At 70.5% G+C, this 20,101-nt stretch carries 15 protein-coding genes and 2 pseudogenes; 10 read left to right on the forward strand and 7 right to left on the reverse strand.

Features of this window, described 5'->3' with window-relative positions; genetic code table 11:
* The first annotated feature begins 152 nt into the window (after window positions 1–152).
* Entirely contained in the window at window positions 153–1,664 is a 1,512-nt protein-coding gene (locus ACZ5GP_RS18650; RefSeq protein WP_468751886.1) for an MFS transporter, read from the forward strand.
* Window positions 1,665–2,062: 398 nt separating this feature from the next.
* Here ACZ5GP_RS18650 and ACZ5GP_RS18655 read toward each other — a convergent pair whose 3' ends face one another.
* The 3 genes and pseudogenes from ACZ5GP_RS18655 to ACZ5GP_RS18665 all read right to left on the reverse strand — a co-directional run bounded on the left by ACZ5GP_RS18655 (window position 2,063) and on the right by ACZ5GP_RS18665 (window position 7,278).
* On the reverse strand, window positions 2,063–3,121 hold the full coding sequence (locus ACZ5GP_RS18655; protein ID WP_468751887.1) for an SRA domain-containing endonuclease: 1,059 nt from the start codon (window positions 3,119–3,121) through the stop codon (window positions 2,063–2,065).
* Between the two features lie 739 nt (window positions 3,122–3,860).
* A pseudogene (locus ACZ5GP_RS18660) lies at window positions 3,861–6,122 on the reverse strand (DUF3427 domain-containing protein); the annotation flags it as partial.
* A gap of 124 nt (window positions 6,123–6,246) precedes the next feature.
* Entirely contained in the window at window positions 6,247–7,278 is a 1,032-nt protein-coding gene (locus ACZ5GP_RS18665) for an SEC-C domain-containing protein (RefSeq protein ID WP_468751888.1), read from the reverse strand.
* Between the two features lie 578 nt (window positions 7,279–7,856).
* Between ACZ5GP_RS18665 and ACZ5GP_RS18670 the strand changes: the two genes are divergently transcribed.
* The 3 genes from ACZ5GP_RS18670 (at window position 7,857) to ACZ5GP_RS18680 (ending at window position 10,065) form a co-directional block, all read left to right on the forward strand.
* Window positions 7,857–8,177 carry a DUF6412 domain-containing protein gene (locus ACZ5GP_RS18670; protein WP_468751889.1) on the forward strand — a complete coding sequence of 107 codons (321 nt, stop codon included), beginning with the start codon at window positions 7,857–7,859 and terminating at the stop codon, window positions 8,175–8,177.
* A gap of 124 nt (window positions 8,178–8,301) precedes the next feature.
* Window positions 8,302–9,063, forward strand: a complete 762-nt coding sequence (locus ACZ5GP_RS18675) for a YidC/Oxa1 family membrane protein insertase (RefSeq protein WP_468752152.1) — start codon at window positions 8,302–8,304, stop codon at window positions 9,061–9,063.
* A 144-nt stretch (window positions 9,064–9,207) separates the two neighbouring features.
* Window positions 9,208–10,065: a fumarylacetoacetate hydrolase family protein gene (locus ACZ5GP_RS18680; RefSeq protein ID WP_468751890.1), complete on the forward strand. Its 858-nt coding sequence runs from the start codon at window positions 9,208–9,210 to the stop codon at window positions 10,063–10,065.
* Window positions 10,066–10,174: 109 nt separating this feature from the next.
* Here ACZ5GP_RS18680 and ACZ5GP_RS18685 read toward each other — a convergent pair whose 3' ends face one another.
* Window positions 10,175–10,702: a heme-degrading domain-containing protein gene (locus ACZ5GP_RS18685; protein ID WP_468751891.1), complete on the reverse strand. Its 528-nt coding sequence runs from the start codon at window positions 10,700–10,702 to the stop codon at window positions 10,175–10,177.
* Window positions 10,699–11,823, reverse strand: coding sequence for a Gfo/Idh/MocA family oxidoreductase (locus tag ACZ5GP_RS18690; RefSeq protein ID WP_468751892.1), 1,125 nt, complete (start codon window positions 11,821–11,823; stop codon window positions 10,699–10,701). Before ACZ5GP_RS18690 ends, ACZ5GP_RS18685 begins: the two co-directional genes overlap by 4 nt.
* A 56-nt stretch (window positions 11,824–11,879) precedes the next feature.
* Here ACZ5GP_RS18690 and ACZ5GP_RS18695 point away from each other — a divergent pair, with 56 nt between their 5' ends.
* The 5 genes and pseudogenes from ACZ5GP_RS18695 to ACZ5GP_RS18715 form a co-directional block, all read left to right on the forward strand.
* Complete coding sequence (locus ACZ5GP_RS18695) at window positions 11,880–13,406, forward strand: ROK family transcriptional regulator (RefSeq protein WP_468751893.1); 1,527 nt, start codon at window positions 11,880–11,882, stop codon at window positions 13,404–13,406.
* Between the two features lie 541 nt (window positions 13,407–13,947).
* On the forward strand, window positions 13,948–14,733 hold the full coding sequence (locus ACZ5GP_RS18700) for a hypothetical protein (RefSeq protein WP_468751894.1): 786 nt from the start codon (window positions 13,948–13,950) through the stop codon (window positions 14,731–14,733).
* A gap of 177 nt (window positions 14,734–14,910) precedes the next feature.
* Entirely contained in the window at window positions 14,911–15,690 is a 780-nt protein-coding gene (locus ACZ5GP_RS18705; RefSeq protein WP_361076127.1) for an HAD-IIA family hydrolase, read from the forward strand.
* A 109-nt stretch (window positions 15,691–15,799) separates the two neighbouring features.
* A complete protein-coding gene (locus ACZ5GP_RS18710) occupies window positions 15,800–16,339 on the forward strand; it encodes a hypothetical protein (protein ID WP_468751895.1) in 540 nt (179 codons plus the stop codon).
* A gap of 16 nt (window positions 16,340–16,355) precedes the next feature.
* Window positions 16,356–17,015: pseudogene (locus ACZ5GP_RS18715) on the forward strand (class F sortase); the annotation flags it as partial.
* 236 nt (window positions 17,016–17,251) lie between these two features.
* Here the strand turns inward: ACZ5GP_RS18715 and ACZ5GP_RS18720 are convergent.
* Entirely contained in the window at window positions 17,252–18,016 is a 765-nt protein-coding gene (locus ACZ5GP_RS18720) for a GAF and ANTAR domain-containing protein (RefSeq protein WP_468751896.1), read from the reverse strand.
* A gap of 232 nt (window positions 18,017–18,248) precedes the next feature.
* Here ACZ5GP_RS18720 and ACZ5GP_RS18725 point away from each other — a divergent pair, with 232 nt between their 5' ends.
* Window positions 18,249–19,226 (forward strand): glycoside hydrolase family 6 protein, encoded by a 978-nt coding sequence (locus ACZ5GP_RS18725; protein ID WP_468751897.1) that lies wholly within the window; start codon window positions 18,249–18,251, stop codon window positions 19,224–19,226.
* Between the two features lie 158 nt (window positions 19,227–19,384).
* Here ACZ5GP_RS18725 and ACZ5GP_RS18730 read toward each other — a convergent pair whose 3' ends face one another.
* Window positions 19,385–20,098: a FadR/GntR family transcriptional regulator gene (locus ACZ5GP_RS18730; RefSeq protein ID WP_468751898.1), complete on the reverse strand. Its 714-nt coding sequence runs from the start codon at window positions 20,096–20,098 to the stop codon at window positions 19,385–19,387.
* Window positions 20,099–20,101: the final 3 nt, after the last annotated feature.

Below are 20,101 nucleotides of genomic sequence, written 5' to 3' on the forward strand. Positions count from 1 at the left end.
GCGAGTGGCTGCGGAAGAAGCGGCGCGGGACCGGCCGTGGACCACGCGGTGCGGGTCCGGCCGCGGAAGCAGCGACACGCGAGTGACCGCGCAGGCAGCGGTACGCGCGCAGCGGTGCGGCGACGTGGGAACAGCGGAAGGAGCCGCCCGCCATGACCGCGTCGTCCCTGCCAGCCGCGTCGCCGCCCCCGGGCCCCGGGCCGGGGCCCGAGGCCACCGTCACCACGGCCGTACCCGCCCGTCTCGACCGCCTGCCCTGGTCCCGTTGGCACTGGATGATCGTCATCGGCCTCGGCACGGTCTGGATCCTGGACGGCCTGGAGGTCACCACCGTCGGCAACATCGCCGGCCGCCTCTCCGAGGAGGGCAGCGGCCTGGCCATCAGCTCCGCGCAGGTCACCGGCGTCGCGGCGGCCCTGTACGTGGCGGGCGCCTGCGTCGGGGCGCTGTTCTTCGGCTGGCTCACCGACAAGTTCGGCCGCAAGAAGCTGTTCATGGTGACCCTCGTGGTCTACCTCGGGGCCACCGCCCTCACCGCGCTCTCCTTCGACGCCTGGTGGTTCTTCCTCTTCCGGTTCCTGACCGGCTTCGGCATCGGCGGCGAGTACGCGGCCATCAACTCCGCGATCGACGAGCTGATCCCCTCCAAGTACCGGGGCCGCGTCGACCTCATCATCAACGGCAGCTACTGGCTGGGCGCGATCGGCGGCTCCCTGCTCTCCGTCGTCATGCTCAACACCGGCATCTTCCCCAAGGACCTCGGCTGGCGGCTGACCTTCGCCCTCGGCGTGATCCTCGGCCTCGTGATCCTGCTCGTACGCCGCCACGTACCGGAGAGCCCGCGCTGGCAGTTCATCCACGGCCGCGGCGAGGAGGCGGAGACGTTGGTCTCGTCGGTGGAGCGGGAGATCGAGGAGGAGAAGGGCGCACCGCTGCCGCGCCCCGACCGCGAGATCACCATCCATCAGCGCAAGAGCATCGGCTTCGGCCTGATCGCGAAGACGGTCTTCCGCGACTACCCCAAGCGCGCCACCCTCGGCCTGTCCCTCTTCGTGGGCCAGGCGTTCCTCTACAACGCGATCACCTTCGGTTTCGGCGCGATCCTGACCAAGTTCTTCGACATCCCCTCGGGCCGCACGGGCTACTACTTCGCCGTCATCGCCGCGGGCAACTTCCTCGGTCCGCTCTTCCTCGGCAAGCTCTTCGACACGGTCGGCCGCCGGATCATGATCTCCTCGACGTACATCGTCTCCGGCGTCCTGCTGTTCGGCACGGCCTGGCTCTTCGACCGGGGCTCGCTGAGCGCGATGACGCTGACGGCCTGCTGGTGCGTGGTGCTGTTCTTCGCGTCGGCGGGCGCGAGCAGCGCGTATCTGACGGTCTCCGAGATCTTCCCCATGGAGACCCGCGCCATGGCCATCGCGTTCTTCTACGCGATCGGCACGGCGGCCGGCGGCATCAGCGGCCCCCTGATCTTCGCCAAGCTGACCGAGTCGGGCGTCGTCGGCGACACGGTCCTGGCCTTCCAGATCGGCGCGGGCCTGATGTGCGCGGCGGGTCTGGTGGCGGCGGTGTTCGCGGTCAAGGCGGAGGGGCGTTCGCTGGAGGACATCGCGGAGCCGCTGTCGGCGGTGAAGGCGAAGGAGGGCGGGGCGCCGGCGTGACGGGTGTCGTGCGGCGGGGCGCCGGCGTGACGGGCGCCGAGGGCGGCCGCGCCCTGGCGTGCCGGGCGCCGTGCGGCGGATGGCCGGATCCGATCCCTGTGCAAGGATCCGGCCATGCCGAGGCGGGTGAGGGACGTACGGAAGGTCACGGCGACGGCGGCGGCGCCGAGGTCCGTGGCGGTCTGGCGGTCCTGGCGGTCCTGGTCAGGGACGGCGTACTGCGGATGGAGCCGGGCCTGGTCCACCAGCTCCTCGGCACGGCGCGCGGACCGTCCGGGGACCTCCTCTACGAGGCCCGCACCTGCGCCCCGCGCCCGGTAAGGACGGCGCCTTTGTGCCCCATACCCCGCCGATGGGCCTACCAAGGTTTCGCCGGCGCATTCAGCCACAGTCGAAGGTTATGCACTGAGGGCCGGGCATCTCACGCAGGGAGAGAGCGAACCGCCGGCCGAGCCAGAAGTTCGTCGCTCACCTTGAAACTCCGAGAAACCTCCGGCGTCATTACGGTAGATGACGCCGACACCATGCTCTTCAAGCAGCTCTCGAATGTCGGAATCGGGCAACTCAGGCGCCAGTACCATCAGTCGAAGCGGTTCACTGTGCTCTATGGAGCGCAGGTACCTGCTGATGTCCAACAACTGTGCCAATGCGTTTCTGATGGCTTCACGTGATGTACTGCCGGCTGGCTCGTAGAGAGTGTTGTCACTCTCATCGTAAAGGTCAGAGAGTAGGGTGGCCGTCTTGTTAGCGATCTCTACCTGTAGTTGACCGACCGAGTGACCCGCTCCGGTCAGTTCATTTTCGTAGCTCTCGCTCAACTCGTCACGCCGCTGGGCCATTACCTCTTCAGGTGTGGCGTTGCGCCGTGCATTTCGCTGTCTACGCTGCGCTCTAGCCAGACGCCTTCCTTCTCGCCCACGAAAGAAGATGGGTCGTGTCTCTCTTGCTGGCGGAAGCGTATGTGCATCAGAGCGGAACACCTGGCCAGTTGGGCGCAGATGAAAAACGATGACGCTTCGGTTTTCTCCGTTCTCGTCAAGAGCCGGTTGCAAGTGATAGGGATTGCGCTCATCGACCTTAAAGGTTCCTATGTAGCGATGAGTGCGTGTCCCAGACCCAGGGACCTTGCCCTCCGCGATGAACAAGTGGAGGGTGCGTCCGCGTTCAGCATGATCGAGCACCGCAGAGTTGCCCTTGCCGTAGAGACCGCCAAAGGTCTGGGTTCCTCTAGCCCCGGCCCCGGTATATGTGTAGATGGGACCCAGATCGTCCTCCTCAGCTAGCCATCCATCCCGATACCCGTAAGAAGCACCGGCGTTGACGTCGGAGAAGAGGACAACGGTCTTCTTGGACTCGGAGGGGCAGATCCCACCTTGGGGACTTCCCCCCAACTCTTGACGGATCTCCGCACGTGTGCGGACATCTCCGGGCATGAGCGTGGGCGCGGATGTCGTCATGGCGTAGAGGCTAGACCGTGAGGCCGCGAGAGTGGCACGCAGGCTGAGTGAGGATCGTGCCGAACGGTTTGGTGGTCGGGCCTGCACAAGGGACGATGGCGGCATGGATCAGGGGATAGCTGCGGTACTGGCTGGAGCTTTCGGCCTCGTCGGAGCGATCGCCGGCGCCTTTGCCGGTGGCATCTGGGCTGTGCGAGGGGCAAGGATCGGTGGGTCAAAGGCTGTTGAGGCTGCACGCTTGCAGGTGGCAGGCCAGGCTGTCGCCGAGCATCTCCAATGGGTCCGTGGGCAGAGGCAACAGGCATATGGGCAACTGCTCGATGCTCAGTCGGCTGTTGAGGACACCCTGGCGCGAGCTGCACCCGGGATACGAGCGGGTGGCAGGCTCTCTGATGAAGCCCGAGAAGAACTGGTCGTGAGAAGCATGACGATGCAGTCATGCGCCAGGCAACTGGCGCTATGGGGACCCGAGGAGGCGATCCGCTTAGCGCATGAGCTTACGGTCAGCACGATTGCGGCGGCGCAGGCTCTGAGGCTGGCGCAGGGTGAGGGACCCCGAACCCGGTCGCGGAGCCAGGGGTGGGACCAATGGGAGAGTGCTAACCGCGGGATGACGCATGCACACTCTGCGTTCGTAGAGCGGGCAGGCGCCATCATTCGCGACCCGAACCAGCCAGTTAGCTAGAGACGAGAACGCTAGGAGTAACGTGCGTCTGAGACCTCAAATGCGACTGAGGCCTCAAAGCGATGTACTCGCCGAATAAGTCCACACATCGGCTGGCATCTCCTGCTCAAGCTCCCAGACGATCGCCATCGGCTTGCTACCACTGTGGGAAACGTAACGAGCTGGACCCAGGAACATCCATGGCTCAGCGCTACCAATATCTGTGTTCTTGTACCGACGAACGAAGAGCAGAACGTGCCTGCCTCGTTGTGCATGCTCGCGGTACCGGCGTCCGGTAACAGAGTTCTCATCGGTAGTGCTCTGTGACTCCCAATGGAACTGAGTAGGACTCATCGCGTAGTCCCTGTACCGCACCGTGGGAGAGAAGTCCTTTTCGTCCTTTTCCAGCGTGATGAGAAGGGCATCAGAGTTGATCTCTTTAGCGTCCACCACGCCTTGGGCGAAAGATCCTGGCATTTGGCCGCCCAGGCGAGCTACGCCAAGCGCTGCAAGAATTTCCGAGCGGTTATAGGAACTATGCATCTTTAGAGGGAGGCGGCTATGAACTCCTTTTAGGGGAATCGGAAAGTGGTCCGCGGTAGCCAGGCAGTGATCGAGCACTTGGCCGATCTCGTCACATACAGCATCCTGTGTACGGAGATAGGCTAGTCCATCCTCGTAGGTAGAAAAACTTCCCCCCTTGTCCCACAAGTTGAAAAAGAGCATGCGAGCGTATCCCTGCTCCAAGGGAGGAAGGGACTCATATGTCGCAGAACTATCCGACAAGATGTGCTTGTACGCCTCGATGCGCTCGCGGTCGTCGACATGAAGGAACGACGGGAGACGCTTGAGCAGCTCGATTTCTCCCTCAGGTTCGACATCAGGAAGAAGGTTGGAGCGTCGCAGCAGCTTGGTCCACGAGTTACCGTTGCCTCCGCGATAGATCTCCTTGATCTCCCGTCTGCTCTCCTCTAGATAGGTAGAAAGGCGCGTCTCGGCGTAAGTGGCTACCTCACGGGCTAGGGTGGTGACGTTGACGTTAAGCTGCTCTTTGATGTTCTGGATGATGGACTGCTTTGCCTTTGGCTCCAAGACGATTTGGCAGCCGGAAGGAAGCAGCGGGAAATCATGGACTATATTGTCAATTAGGCGCTTCCTGGTAAGATTGGTCAGGGCGCGAAACTGGTTTTCGAAGCGAAACTCTTTTCGGTGTTGTCCGATGAAGTCAATGACGGTGAGAGCATCTTTTCCCTCTGTGCGTCTCAGCCCGCGGCCAAGTTGCTGGAGAAATACCGTAGCGCTCGCTGTCGGGCGGAGGAGAAGCACCGTATCGACCTCCGGGATGTCGAGACCCTCGTTAAAAAGGTCAACGGAGAAGATGACACGGATCTCGCCGGATTTGAGTTCGTTGAGCACTCGCTCGCGCTCATCGCGGTGAGACTCGCCAGAAAGTGCGACAGCTTTGATCCCGGCCTTGCGAAAGTGCTGGGCCATGAAACGGGCATGGGCAACTGAAACGCAGAAGCCGAGCGCGCGCATTCTGCTGGGTGAGGGAACCTTGTCTCGCACTGCCTTTACGACAAGCCGGGCACGCGCGTCATTTCCTGTAAAGACGCCACTGAGCGAAGCCATGTCGTAGGCGCCTCGCTTCCACTCCACGACGCTCAAGTCGGTACTATCGCTGATTCCGTAGTAGCGGAACGGGCAGAGGAGGGAGTTTTCCAGTGCCTCCCAAAGTCGCATCTCTGCTGCGATATTTCCGTCGAAGAACTCATCTTGGATATTTTTGCCATCCATGCGCTCGGGGGTGGCAGTGAGGCCGAGAAGCTCTTCTGGAGTGAAGTGGTCGATGATTCTCCGGTACGTAGGAGACGTTCCGTGATGAAATTCATCGATGACAATAACATCAAAGTGGTCGGCTGAAAGTTGCTCAAGGGCCCGTGAGTTGATCGATTGAACGCTCGCAAAGATGTGCGCCCAATTTTTGGGGATCTCTCCACTGTAAAGAAGCTCGCCAAAGTCGGCTTCGTCGAGCACTTTGCGATAAGTCTCCAAAGATTGATCCAAGATCTCCTTTCTGTGCGCGATGAAGAGCAGTCGCAGATCACGACCCGCCTTCTGGCGTAGCTGCTTGTAATCAAGCGCTGCCATCACAGTCTTGCCAGTACCCGTTGCGGCGACAAGGAGATTGTGGTGCCGACCTCGGACGGAACGCTCTACCTCCAAGCGTTCCAACATGTCCTTTTGGTGCGGATAGGCCCTCATTGCTTGGTTAGTGCGGATGGTGCTGTCCTCCCTGTTGCCGGGCGCTGATGAGTCTGTTTTACATGCTCCGGTTAGAGCGCTCACCAGCGCAATGCCTCACATGTGATAGCAGCTGGCACCGGCACCACAAGGCGACACGAAGGAAGGGAAGAGTTCGGCTTCTTATTGGCCGAATAGGTCCTTCGGGAACGCTTTACTAGACCCCGTGGCATCGCCCATACGTCGCCCCAGAGCCGCACCAGCACCCCGCCGTGGTTTCGGGCGGCCAGGCCGTGGCGCGGCCTCGGGCTGCCAAGGTCGTGGCGTATTGGGGGAGCAGGTCCGGGTGGTCCGGGGAGGTGGATTCTGAGGCTGCGAAGGCCTCGTAGGAGGGGACCGTGCCGGTGACGATGCCGAGGTTCGGGGTGCCCGAGGCGGAGAGTTCGCGCAGGGAGGACTCTATGGTCGCCAAGTGCGCCTCGTGCGAGGGGTATTCGGCCGTCAGGGACGGGTACGCCGTCACGAGTTCCGTCAGTTCGGCTTCCGGCCAGTGCAGGACCGCCACCGGGAAGGGGCGGGACAGGGCCTCGCGGTAGGAGCCGAGTTCCGCCTGGATGCGGGTGATCTCCGCGCGGAGTTCCGCGGGGTTCTCCGAGCCCAGGGACCAGACCCGCTTGGGGTCGTGCAGTTCGTCCAGGGGAACCGGCGCCGTCGAGACGCGGTCCGCCAGGGTGTCCCACGCGTCGTGGTCCGCGCCGAGCAGGCGGCGTACGCGGTGGCGGCCGAAGAGCAGCGGGTGCGTCGCGTACGGGGGGTCCGTCGTCTCCGGCGGGAGCAGCAGCGTCACCGCCTCCGTGAACGTGGCGTGCGCCTGCTCCAGTTCGTCGTGCGATTCCAGGGACTCCGCCACGATCACCCAGGGCGCCGGGTCCCGGGGGGCCGCCGTGCGGACCCCGTCGATGATGGCGCGGGCCTCCGCCTCGTGGTCGTACTCCCAGAGGTTCGCGGCCTTCAGGGCGCGGATGAGCACGGGGGAGGACGGGGGGTACTCGGCGTCGGCGGACAGCAGGCGGTCGTAGAGCGTCGTCGCGCGCTCGCGGACGCCGGCCAGTTCGAGGTGGGCGGCGGCCTGGAGGAGCAGTTGCTCGGCGTCCTCCGGGTACAGGCCGGCCGTGCGTTCCAGGCGCGCGGCTTCGGCGATGTGGTCGGCGTCGACGTGATCTGCGGCAGCAGGCTTCTCGGGGCGCATACGGGACACGGTACTGCCGAGCGGGCCTTCCGCAGAGGGCACGGTCCGTCGTATCGGCCGGGGCGGAGGCGGAGTGTGCCCGGTGGTGGGGCGGGGAAAGGGGCCTGTCCGGCGGCCGGGAGCCGTCCAGGGTGCTGCCGTCGCGCAGCGCACACACTTTCTCCCTTCCTCCTCCTCCCTTCCTCGCCTCACGGCGACAGGCCTCGCGGCCGACCGCGTGGCGGTGAGCAGCGGGCCGGCCACCGGTACGCTCTGGCGTCTGGCGTCTGGCGTCTGCCGTCCGCCGTCCCGGCCCAGTTGGTCCACGTACGTGGTGCCGCGCCCGTCGCGGCGTACGCCCCGCGCCAGTCGGCCGGCCGGGGTGTGGCGCTCCGCCGTCAGTGGGCCCCGTCCGTGATGCCGCCCGGCCGGGGTCGGCCTCAGCAGGAACCGGGGGATCGGTCAGTCACGTGCCGGTCGGGGCGGCCCAGTCCCGTAGAACAGGCTCCTTCAGTTCAGCGACATCGGTCCTGTATAACGGGGCAGTAGGAGTGCCCCGGAGACGGGGATGGAGACGGAGCCAGGGGGGAGGACACGCGGTGCGAGAGCTGCTTCGTGGTTGGAAAGCCGCCGCGCGCCCGGCCCTGCTCCTGCTGTTCCTGCTCGTCGAGCTCGTTCTCGTCGACACCGGCGGCCTCACCGCGGCCGTCGCCCTCGCCGCGACCGCCGCCGCGGGGGCCGCCCTCGCCGTCTGCTCCCTGCTCGCCGCGCGCTGCGCGCCCCCTGTGCCCCGCACCCGCGTGCGTACGGCCATCCGCGACCGTGAGCGGCGTACCGCCTTCCTGCCCCAGCGCGATCCCGACGCCCGGGGTCGCAGGCGCCCCCGAGCACCCGGCCGTCACCTCCTGACGGCCGCGTAGGGGACCACACACACGTCACCCGAGCCCCTCGCGGTTCGTCCTGCCGACGCGACGTCTTCCCGACCTCGCCTCTCCTCTCCCGGCACGACGAGACCCCTCGGAGGGCTCCTCCATGACCAGTTTCCTGTCCCCCTTCATGTCCGTCTTCGCGGACCTGGTCGCGCGCATGGCCGACCTGCTCGGCCCGCTGTTCCACGGCTCGGCGACCGCTGCCGCGATCGTGCTCTTCACCGCCTGCGTACGACTCCTCGTCCACCCCCTGTCGCGCGCCTCGGCCCGCGGGCAGAAGGCGCGCGCCCGGCTCTCGCCGCAGATCGCGGAGTTGCGCAAGAAGCACGGCAAGAACCCCGAGCGGCTCCAGCAGGCGGTCCTCGAACTGCACCGCAAGGAGCGCGTCTCGCCCCTCTCCGGCTGCCTGCCGAGCCTCTTCCAGCTGCCGGCGTTCTTCCTCCTCTACCACCTCTTCTCCAGCTCCGGCATCGGCGGCGGGTCGAACGCGCTGCTCGGTCATACCCTCGGCGCCGCGCCGCTCGGCGGCCGGTGGGCGGACGCCCTGGCCGACGGCGGGGTGTTCGGGGCGCGGGGGCTCGTCTATCTGGCGCTGTTCGTGATCGTCGCGGCGGTCGCCACGTTCAACTACGTGCGCACCAAGCGGCAGCTCGCCGCCACGCCGCTTCCGCAGGCCGGTGACCGGCCGACGCCCGGCATGGGCGCCATCAGCAAGATCATGCCGCTGATGTCGTTCATGACTCTGATCACCGTCGCCGTCGTGCCGCTGGCCGCCGCGCTGTACGTGGTGACCAGTACGACGTGGAGCGCCGTCGAGCGGGCGGTGCTCTACCGGGACATGCCGGGCGGGATGCCGCTGGCGGCCGCCGCCGGCTGAAGGCCCGGGACATGTGGCTACCGCCGGGTAAGGGTCCAGTACGTGAACGGGGTCTTGCGGAGCGGACGGTCACCTTGGACGATCGACCAAACCTCCGATGGCCGCATCCCATCGGCCGGGCTACCGAAGGAATGGAGTTCGACCATGAAGCTGCTGCGAGTCGGTACGGCCGGGGCGGAGCGGCCCGCTCTGCTCGACGCCCAGGGAACCCTGCGGGACCTGTCGGGGCTCGTCACGGACATCGACGGGGCGCTGCTCTCCGACGGCGGCACGCTCGACCGGATACGGGCCGCCGCGGACGCGGGGGTGCTGCCGCCGCTGGCGGCCGAGGGGGTGCGGATCGGACCGCCGGTCGCACGGATCGGCAAGGTCGTCTGCATCGGGCTCAACTACCACGACCACGCCCGCGAGACGGGCGCCGAACCGCCCGCCGAGCCCGTCGTCTTCTTCAAGGCGGCGGACACGGTGATCGGCCCGGACGACACCGTGCTGGTGCCGCGCCGGTCGGTGAAGACCGACTGGGAGGTCGAACTGGCGGTGGTCATCGGGCGTACGGCCCGCTATCTGGAGTCGCACGAGGAGGCGCTGGCGCACGTCGCGGGGTACGCGGTGGCGCACGACGTGTCCGAGCGGGAGTTCCAGATCGAGCGGGGCGGCACCTGGGACAAGGGCAAGAACTGCGAGACGTTCAACCCGCTCGGCCCCTGGCTCGTCACCGCCGACGAGGTACCGGACCCGCAGGCGCTGTCCCTGAAACTCTGGGTGAACGGCGAACTGAAGCAGGACGGCACGACCGCGCAGCAGATCTTCCCGGTGGCCGAAGTGGTGCGCTACGTCAGCCAGTTCATGACGCTCTACCCCGGCGACGTCATCAACACCGGTACGCCGGCGGGCGTGGCGATGGGACAGCCCGAGCCGAAGCCGTATCTGCGGGCGGGCGATGTGGTGGAGCTGGAGATCGAGGGGCTGGGGCGGCAGCGGCAGTCACTGAAGGACGCGTAGGCCCGGCCTGGGTCTTTCGCGGGTCTGGCGGCCCCTTGCCCCTGCCCCTGCCCCTGGCTCCCGGCCTCGGGGTCGGTTGCTCCTGCCTGGGGGCTTTGGGCGGTGCCGCCTACGGGGCGGCGGTGAACCGTTCCAGCGCCTCCACCACCAGCGCGTGGTCCTCCACCTGCGGCAGGCCCGAGACGGTCACCGCGCCGATGACGCCCGCGCCCGCGACCGCGAGCGGGAACGCGCCGCCGTGGGCCGCGTACGTGTCGGGGTCCAGGCGGGAGGAGGCCTCGAACGTCGTGTCCTTGGCGCGGAAGCGGGAGCCGACCAGGTACGACGAGCAGCCGTAGCGTTCGACGACGCGGCGCTTGCGGGCGATCCAGGCGTCGTTGTCCGGGGTCGAACCGGGCAGCGCCGCGTGGAAGAGCTGCTGGCCGCCGCGGGTGATGTCGATCGCCACCGGGGCGCGGCGCTCGCGCGCCAGCTCCACCAGGAGCGAGCCGAGCGCCCACGCGTCGTCGTACGTGAAGCGGGGCAGCACCAAGCGGCGCTCCTGCGCCTCCAGTTCGGCGACGGTCGGGGCGGTGGCGGCCGGGGCGGGGGCCGGGGCCTTGGAGGTCGGGGCCGTGGCGTCCCGCGCCGCGGTCACAGCGTCACCGTCACACCGTCGCGGGCCGAGCGTCGGGCCGCCTCCAGGACGTCCAGGGCCTCGGCGGCCTGGAGCGCGGTGACGGGGTTCTCGCCGGTGCCGCGCAGGGCGTCGGCCACCGCCGCGTAGTACGCGGGGTAGTCGCCGGGCAGCGTCGGCACGGGGCGGCCGCCGCCGGTCACCGGGGACTCCCCGGCACCGATCCGGCCCCACATCGTCTCGGGTTCCACGCCCCAGGGGTCCTGCGTCGCGGGCCGCCCGCCCTCGCGCAGGGCCGCCTCCTGGGGGTCCAGGCCGTACTTCACGTACCCGGCCTCCGAGCCGAGGACGCGGAAGCGCGGGCCGAGCTGGGAGGTGGTGGCGCTCATGTACAGGTGCGAACGGACGCCGCTCGCGTGGGTCAGGGCGATGAACGTGTCGTCGTCGGCCTCCGCGCCCGGGCGGCGGACGTCCGACTCGGCGTACACGCTCGTGGCCGGGCCGAAGAGCACCAGGGCCTGGTCCACGACGTGGCTGCCCAGGTCGTAGAGGAGACCTCCGATCTCTTCCGGGTCCCCGGACTCGCGCCAGCCGCCCTTCGGCTGCGGCCGCCACCGCTCGAAGCGGGACTCGAAGCGCCATACGTCGCCCAGCGCGCCGTTCGCGATGAGCCGGCGCAGCGTGCGGAAGTCGTTGTCCCAGCGGCGGTTCTGGAAGACGGACAGGAGCAGCCCGCGCTCCTCGGCGAGGGCGGCCAGCTCGCGCGCCTCGGCGGCCGTGCCCGCGATCGGCTTGTCGACGACGACCGGCAGGCCCGCCTTCAGGGCGGCGGTGGCGAGCGGCACGTGCGTCTTGTTGGGGGACGCGACGACGATCAGGTCCAGGGCGTCCGCCCGGTCCCACAGTTCGTCCGCCGAGGCCACGCAGCGCAGGCCCTCGCCGAACTCGGCGCGGGCCTGGTCCTGCCGCTGGGGGTTCGACGTCACGACCGTGTCGAGGGTCAGGCCCTCGGTGGCGGCGATCAGCGGGGCGTGGAAGACGGAGCCCGCGAGGCCGTACCCCACGAGGCCGACGCGCAGGGGGGCGCCGCTATCGGTGTCGGAACTTGTCGTCGTCGAGGCGGAGGTCGAGGTCCCAGTCATGCCTTCCACTTAAGCAACGGTGTTGCCAAAGTGCAAGCGGAGGGGACAATGGCGGGGTGAAGTCGTACGGGAACAGGGCGAACACCGGAGTGAACCTGCCGGCGCTGCGCGGGCACAACGCCGCGCTGGTGCTCGATCTGCTGCGCGCGGCGGGCGAGGCGGGCATCAGCCGCCTGGAGCTGGCCGAGGGCACGGGGCTCACCCCGCAGGCCGTCAGCAAGATCACCGCGCGGTTGCGGGCCGAGGGGCTGGCCGCGGAGGCGGGCCGCCGCGCCTCGACGGGCGGCAAGCCGCGCACCGTCCTGCGCCTGGTCCCCGACGCCGGCCACGCGGTCGGCCTGCATCTGGACCGCGACGAGCTGACGGCGGTCCTCGTCGACCTCACCGGCACGGTGGTCGCCGAACGCCGCGCCCCGCTCGCCTTCGACGCGGGCGCGGAGGCGGTCGTGGAGGTGGCGGCGGCGGAGGTACGGGGGCTGCTGACGGAGTTGGACGACCAACCGCCGGCCCTGCGGGGGGCGTTGCCCGGGACGGGGCCCGACGCCGGGCGGGCAGGGCTGCCTGGGCTTGCCCCCGGTGCCGGGCGCACAGCGGTGCCCGGCACCGCGCCCGGTGTGGAGCGGTCGGCGGGGCCCGATGAGGTGGCGGATGTCGGTTCGGCGGCGAGTGACGCGGGTCCCGGTGAGGCGTCCAGGCAGGTGCCCGGTGCCGGGCGGGCGGTTGCGCCCAGGACTGCACCCGGCGTGGATCGGGCTGCGGTGTCCGGGGTTGCGCCCGGTGTGGAGCGGGCGGCGGGGTCCGGGGCTGGGACCGGTGCCGGGCGGACGGTGGGGCCGCTCGGCATAGCGCCCGGACGCGGGCCGGCGGCCGGTCCCGCGCCCCGTGTCTCCGGTGTCGGCGTCGCGCTGCCCGGACCGCTCGATCACGTGGGCGGGGTGTTGCGGCGCGTGACGGGGTTTCCGGCCTGGGACGGGTATCCGTTGCGGGACGCGCTGGAGGGGCGGCTCGGACTGCCGGTCGTCGTGGACAAGGACACCAACGCCGCCGCCCTGGGCATGGCCCTCGCCGGTGCCGACGCCGCCGGCTCCTTCGCGTATCTGCACCTGGGCACAGGGCTGGGCGCCGGGCTCGTGCTCGCGGGCTCCGTGCACCGCGGGGCACGCACCGGGGCCGGCGAGTTCGGCCACCAGGTGCTGCAACTGGACGGTCCGCCCTGCGCGTGCGGGGACCGGGGCTGCGTCGAGGCGCTGTGCCTCGCGGCCGTCGCCCGGGGCGATCTGGACGAGGCCGCGCGCGTGCTCGGCACGGCCGCGGGCAACCTTGTCGGGCTGCTCGACATCGACCGCGTCCTGCTGGGCGGGCGGACCGTGTTCGCCGCCGAGGAGCTGTTCGTACGCGGCGTCGGTGCCGTCGTTGCCGCCCGGGCCCGGCGCGGCGGCGGGGCGGTGGACGTGCCCGTCGCCCTCGCCCCGGGAGGCGAACGCGCCGTCGCGGAGGGCGCGGCCCAGCTCGTCCTCGCGCCGCTGTTCGGCCGGGCGGAGGTGGCGTTCCCCGCCCATCGCCGCGACCAGGACCTCGCCTGACGTGCGGCTGCGGGGCGTCCCCGTCGCCGGACGCCCGATTGGGTCGGGCCCCCTTCGATCACCGTGGGCGAGGTGCCGCCTCTCCGTGCGGTCGGTCGGGTCCCGTCGCCGGGGCCCCTCAGGTCGGGTTCCCCGTCCGTGGCGCCGGGCGGGCTCCGTCTGTTCGTGCGGTGGTGGACCGGCGGATCGGTCTCGCCGCCGCCTAACCCTCAGGTCGGGCCCCCGTCAGTGGCCTCCGGCGGAGCCCCGTCGAGCGTGCGTTGTGCGCCGACGGGGCGGTTCTGCCGCCGCCCGGCCCCTCAGATCGGGCCCCGTCAATGGCCCCCGCGGCCCCGGCAAGGGCCCCCGGCCGACCCCCGCCGAGCACGTAACTGCTGGTCGGGCAGCCGGTCCTGTCGCCGCTCGGCCGCTCAAGGGGCGGGGCCCCGGCCAATCCGCCCCCGGCGCGATCCCGCCTGATCGTGCGGTTGTGGAACGGCCGATCGGGTCTACCGCCGGGTGGCGCCTCGGGGTGGGTTCAGGCGCGTGGCAAGGTCCCTGCATGCGATTCCGCAGTTCTCTCACCTTCGGCGTCGCCACCACCGTCGCCGCCGCTCTCACGTCCGCCGCCGCGCCGGGGCCGGCCGCGGCCGCACCGCAGGTGCGTCAGCAGCGGCACGCCGTCGTGGTGCCGCCCACCTGCGGGACCGCCGACAGCGACGTCTTCCCCCTCGACACCCGCATCCACGAGGGCCCCGCCGCCTACCGTCCGGGCGGTGACCGGCAGGGCTGGACGATCGAGCTCACCAACACCACCGGCGACCCCTGCTCGGGCGTCCACCCGATCCTGGTCCTCGTGGACCAGCGGCAGCCGCTGCGGTCCGAGCAGATCCGGCTGGAGTTCCACGACGGGACGCGCTGGCGGCCCGTGCGGTTCGTGCGGACCGATCAGGACGAGCACATCGGCGTCTTCGACGACGGCTTCCCCGGGTTCACGGTCGGCCCCGGCGCGAGTGTCGAAGTCAAGGTCAGGCTCGGCTTCAGCGCCGACACGCGGCCCACCCGCGTCGTGGCGTCCGCCGCGCTCGTCCAGCGCAGGGACGACGACGGCGAGTGGGTCGGCGACTCCAACGACTACGCGTTCACCGTCGCGGCCGACGCCCCCGAGGAGCCGTCCCCCACCGAGCGCGCGGACTCGATCGAGCGCGCGGACTCGATCGAGCAGCTGGCGCAGACCGGCGTCATCACCCTGCTCGGCCTCGGGGCCGCCGCCGGCACGCTCCTCCTCGGCGGCGCGGCCCTGCTGGCCCGCCACCGGCGCCTGCGCTCGGGCACCCGCCGCCCCTGACCCGGGCCGGGCCCGGCCCGCCCCTGCCACCGCACCGTGCCCGTCGTCCGTGGCGGACCGCGAGACGGGGACGAACAGCCGAGGGTCGAGATCACGGCTTCCTGTTTAGGGTGGGGGCGTCGGCACAGCGCTGTCCCGGCGCCCCAGCCAACCCGTTTCCCCGCAGGAGTGCACCGCATGGCAGAGCGCAAGCCCATCGAATCGTGGCTCACCGACATGGACGGCGTGCTCATCCACGAGGGCGTCCCGATCCCGGGAGCCGACACGTTCATCAAGAAGCTGCGCGAGTCCGGCAGGCCCTTCCTCGTCCTGACCAACAACTCCATCTACACCGCGCGCGACCTCCAGGCCCGGCTGAACCGCATGGGCCTCGAAGTGCCCGTCGAGAACATCTGGACGTCCGCGCTCGCCACCGCCAAGTTCCTCGACGACCAGCGCCCCGGCGGCACGGCCTACGTCATCGGCGAGGCCGGTCTGACGACCGCGCTGCACGACATCGGCTACGTCCTGACCGACCACGACCCCGACTACGTGGTGCTCGGCGAGACCCGCACGTACTCCTTCGAGGCCATGACCAAGGCCGTCCGGCTCATCAACGGCGGGGCCCGCTTCATCTGCACCAACCCCGACGAGACCGGGCCCTCCACCGAGGGCCCGCTGCCCGCCACGGGCGCCGTCGCCGCGCTGATCACCAAGGCGACCGGCAAGAACCCCTACTTCGCGGGCAAGCCCAACCCGCTGATGATGCGGACCGGGCTGAACGCCATCGGGGCGCATTCGGAGACCAGCGCGATGATCGGCGACCGCATGGACACCGACGTCCTCGCCGGCCTGGAGGCGGGAATGGAGACGTTCCTGGTGCTCACCGGGCTGACCTCGCGCCGGGACATCGACAAGTACCCGTTCCGGCCCTCCACCGTCGTGAACTCCATCGCCGACCTGGTCGAGCGGATCTAGAGCCCTCTGGAGCCCCCGGCCCCGGTCCCCGGCCACGGCCCCCGTTTGACCCGTGCCGGGGTGCGGGGCGCCGGGCGCGGCGTGAATCTCGTAGGACAGGAGGTTCACGATGCGAATACGTTCCCTTGCTCCCCGTGCGGCCGGGGTGGCCGTCCTGGTGGCGGTCGCCCTGCCCGGTGGTGTGGCCCGGGCCCACGAAAGCGGCTCCGTGGAGGCCACGGTCACCCCCGCCGACGCCGCCGCCGGTGCCTCCGTGGAGGTCACGGTGACCGGTTGCGAGGGCGCCACCGGGGCGGCCGGGGCGGGGGCCTTCGAGGGGGAGGCGCGGCTCAGCGGGCGGGGCGGCGACGACCTCAAGGGCACCGTCAGGATCCGCAAGGGCGTCTCCGGCTCCTACGAACTCACCGTCATCTGCGACGGCCACCCCCATCAGGGCGTCGGCACCGTCCGGGTGGCGGGGCGGGGCGCCGGGCCGAGCGCTCCGGTGCGGGCCGGTGGCGGCGGCACCGCGCAGCTCACCTCGGCCGCGTCCGAAGGGGCCGACGAGGCGGGCCCCGGCACCCGGCACGCCGTGGTCGGCCTGGTCCTCGCCGGGGTCGCGGCCGTCGCCGTGGCGTTCCGCAGCGCCCGCCGGCACCGCTCCGAGTGACGGACGGACCCCCACCGTGTCCGGCGGCGAACGCCCGCCCGAGTCCGCGCGCCTGCTGACCGGCGTCGCCTGGGCGGTTCTCCTGGGCGGCCTCGGGCTGTGGGGCAGCGGCCTCACCGAGCTGCCCGGCGGCATGTCCGCGCCGACGAAGGGCGACGCGGCCGCGGTGGGCCGCCCCCCGGACGTCGACCTGCCGCCCGCGCACGAACCGCTGACGCCCGCGCGCCCGCTCCGCGTCGACGTGCCGTCCCTGGCCGTGACGGCGCCCGTGACGGCCCGCGGCCTGGACCCCGAGGGTGCGATCGACCCGCCGCCGTACGCCCGGGCGGACACCGTCGGCTGGTACGGCGGCGGGACCCGTCCCGGCGCCCCGGGCGCCGCCCTCTTCGTCGGCCACGTCGACACGGAGACGGAGCCAGCCGTCTTCTACGACCTCAGCGCGGTGCGGCCCGGCGAGCGGATCCGGGTGGCGCGCGACGACGGGACGGTCGCGGAGTTCACCGTCGACGACGTCCAGGTCGTCACCCGCGCCCGCTTCGACGCGCGGAAGGCCTACGGCCCGCACGAGGAGGGCCGCGCCGAGCTGCGCCTCATCACCTGCGGCGGCACCTTCGACAGGGCCGCCCGCGCCTACACGGCCAACGTGATCGTCTCCGCGTACCTCACGGGAGTCGGCCGCCGGCCCGCGACGTCCGGCGCACCCGACCCGATCGGCGGCCCGCTCCCCCCGGGAGCCGCCGACCGGGCGGTCCTCGACCGCGGGCGCACGGGTTGCGGGAGGAACCCGGCACCGGCGCGGGAGGTCGACGGGCCATTCCGAGGAGCGGAATGGCCCACAGGCCGGGGGCTCGGGCCGTGTGACGAACTCTAGGACGAATCGGCGCCCTGGGGGAGTGGGTGTCGAGCCGGTTGTCAGGACGGGGCGGGCCGGTCCCGTCGAAGCGCCGCGCAGTCGAGTGTCCCCTCGATCACCTGGGTGGCGACCAGGTCGATGGCCCGGCGTTCCGAGCGCGCGTAACGCCGCAGCGCCTCGAACGCCTCGTCCACCCCGGTGTGCCAGCGCTCGGCGAGCACGCCTTTGGCCTGTTCCACGCGGACCCGGCTGTCCAGGGCGTTCTGGAGCTGCGCGGCGAGCGTCCGGCAGCCCGTGAGCGTGCGGTGATGGGACAGCCCCAGGGCCGTGGCGTCCGCGAGGACCTGGGCGAGGAGCGACTCGGCCTCCCGGGGCGCGATGTGCTCGTCCCGCGGGGGCCGCGTCACGAAGACGTTCAGCGCCCCGAGCGTCGCGCCGCCGTGCCGCAGCGGTACGGCGAAGGTCCGCGTGACGCCGTACGCGGCGGCCAGCCCGGTGAACGCGGGCCAGCGGGCCACCGACTCCTCGGAGCCGATCCGCACCGGCGCCACCGCCCGGCCGCTGCCCAGGACATCGAGGCAGGGCCCGCCCTCGCGCTGGGCCGCCAACAGGGCGTGCACCACGTCCCGTCGCCGGCCCCCGGCGACGAGGCGGACCTCGTCCCCGTCGGCGTACAGCACCCCGGCGCCCTGTGCCGGGAGCAGCTCCACGCAGTGGTCCGAGAGGCGTCGCAGATGGGCCTCGGGGTCGAAGGCGTCGGTCAGCGTGTCCGCGGCCTCCACCAGCATCTCGGCGAGCCGCAGCGCGCCCGGGTGGTACCCCATGACCCTGTCTCCTCCACTCCCCGCAGGCGGCGCGTACCCAGACCGGGGCGTCGCGTAACGCGCTCGGCGGCAGCTCTCGCCCAGCTCTTCCGGCGGGCCCGGCGACCCCGTGGGCAAGGGGGTCTTATGTCAGGATTGCGCTACGGACAGTGCACTCAAAGGGGAGTGGATGTACTGAAAAGGGACCTGTCGCGGACGCGTTCTCGCGGCCGGGGGGTGGAAGGCAGGGCTCGTGCTCGCGGGGGCCGCGCTGCTCCTCGCCGGGTGCTCCCCCGCCGGCGGTGGCGGGGAGGGCGACACGGTGGGCGCGCCGGTGGGGCAGCAGCCGAAGGACCGGGACCCGTACTGGGTCAACCCGCGGGGGACCGCCGCCCGGCAGGTCGCCACGTACGCCGAGGACGGCAGGGAGGACGACGCCGGGCTGATCCGGCGGATCGCCGAGCAGCCGGTCGCCGAGTGGCTCGTCCCGGAGAACGCGCGGGAGCAGGCGCGCGGCTTCACCGAGGCGGCCGAGAAGGCGGACCGCGACGCGCTCCTCGTCGTCTACGACATCCCGCACCGCGACTGCGGCCGGTACTCCGGAGGCGGCGCGGCCGACGCTGACGCCTACCGCGCCTTCGTCGACGAGGTCGCCGAGGGCATCGGCGACCGCCGTGCCACGGTGATCCTGGAGCCGGACGCCGTGCTCCACCTGGTCGATGGGTGCATTCCGGAGCGGTTCCACGAGGAGCGCTACGACCTCCTGCGGGGCGCCGTCGGGAAGCTCACGTCCCTGAAGGACACCAGGGTGTACCTGGACGCGGGCAACGCGGGCTGGCAGGGCCCCGACGCGCTCCGGGAGCCCCTGCGGCGTTCCGGCGTGGAGCGGGCCGACGGTTTCGCGGTGAACGTCTCCAACTTCCAGACCACGGCGGCCGGCAAGGACTTCGGCAAGCGGCTCTCGGCGAAGGTCGGCGGTAAGCCGTTCGTCATCGACACCGGGCGCAACGGCAACGGGCCCTACGGCAAGGGTGAGGACCCGTGGTGCAACCCGCCGGGCCGTGCGCTCGGCGAGGCGCCCACCACGAGGACCGGTGATCCGCTGGTCGACGCGTATCTGTGGGTCAAGCGGCCCGGCGAGTCCGACGGGACGTGCCGGGGCGGCCCGAAGGCGGGCGAGTGGTGGCCGGATTACGCCCTGGGCCTCGCGAAGAACTCCCCGCGCTCCTGAGGGGGCCGCGCTCCTGACGGGGTCGCCCCTACGGCACGGGGGCCCAGCGGGCCTTCCTCGGACCCCAACTGCCCTGTGCCGTCCGCCTCGTGAGAGCCAAAGGCTCCAGGCCAGGGCTCTGAGCCGTACCGCTTGACCGCAAGAGGCAGACAGGTGATTTACCGGTCATACGTGCGATTTGGGGCCCCTGTGGGGGCGGGTGAGCTCAGACGCGTACGAATGTTGCCGAAGTGCTCCCGTATGGCCTGCTCGGCCCGGACGGCGTCCCCCGAGCGCACCGCCTCCACGATCTCGCGGTGCTGGCGGCAGGTGACCTTGGGGTCCTGCGGTACGTCCACCAGATCGGTGCGGACCTTGTGGAAGGCGTCCCAGAACGCCTCCAGGACCTCGCCGAGGAGGAGGTTGCCGAGGCCGCGGTACAGCGCGGCGTGGAAGGCGCGGTCGGTCTCGGCGCGCACGGCGCCGTCAGGTGCGGCGGCCTCGGCGTCCATCCGGTCCACCAAGGCGTCCAGTTCGGCGAGGTCGGCCTCCGGGACCCGGCCCGCCAGGCGGGCGATCAGCCCCGTCTCCACGGCCTCGCGCAGCTCCAGGAGCTGGAGCAGGCTGTCCTCGCCGCGGTAGTGGCCCGCCACCGTGCGGAAGGCGAGGCCCTCGATCATCGGCGCGACGGACATCGGGCCGACATACGTGCCGAAACCGTGCCGGATCTCCACGATCCCGACGGCCTGGAGCGCCTTGAGGGCCTCCCGCACGGAGTTCCTGCTGACGCCGAGGCGCTCCATCAGTTCGGGCTCGGTGGGGAGCGAGGCCCCGGAGGGCAGCCGGGAATCGATGATGAGCTTCTTGATCCGCTCCTGGATGTCGCGCGCCATGGC

The sequence above is a fragment of the Streptomyces sp. NPDC031466 genome, from assembly GCF_055581265.1.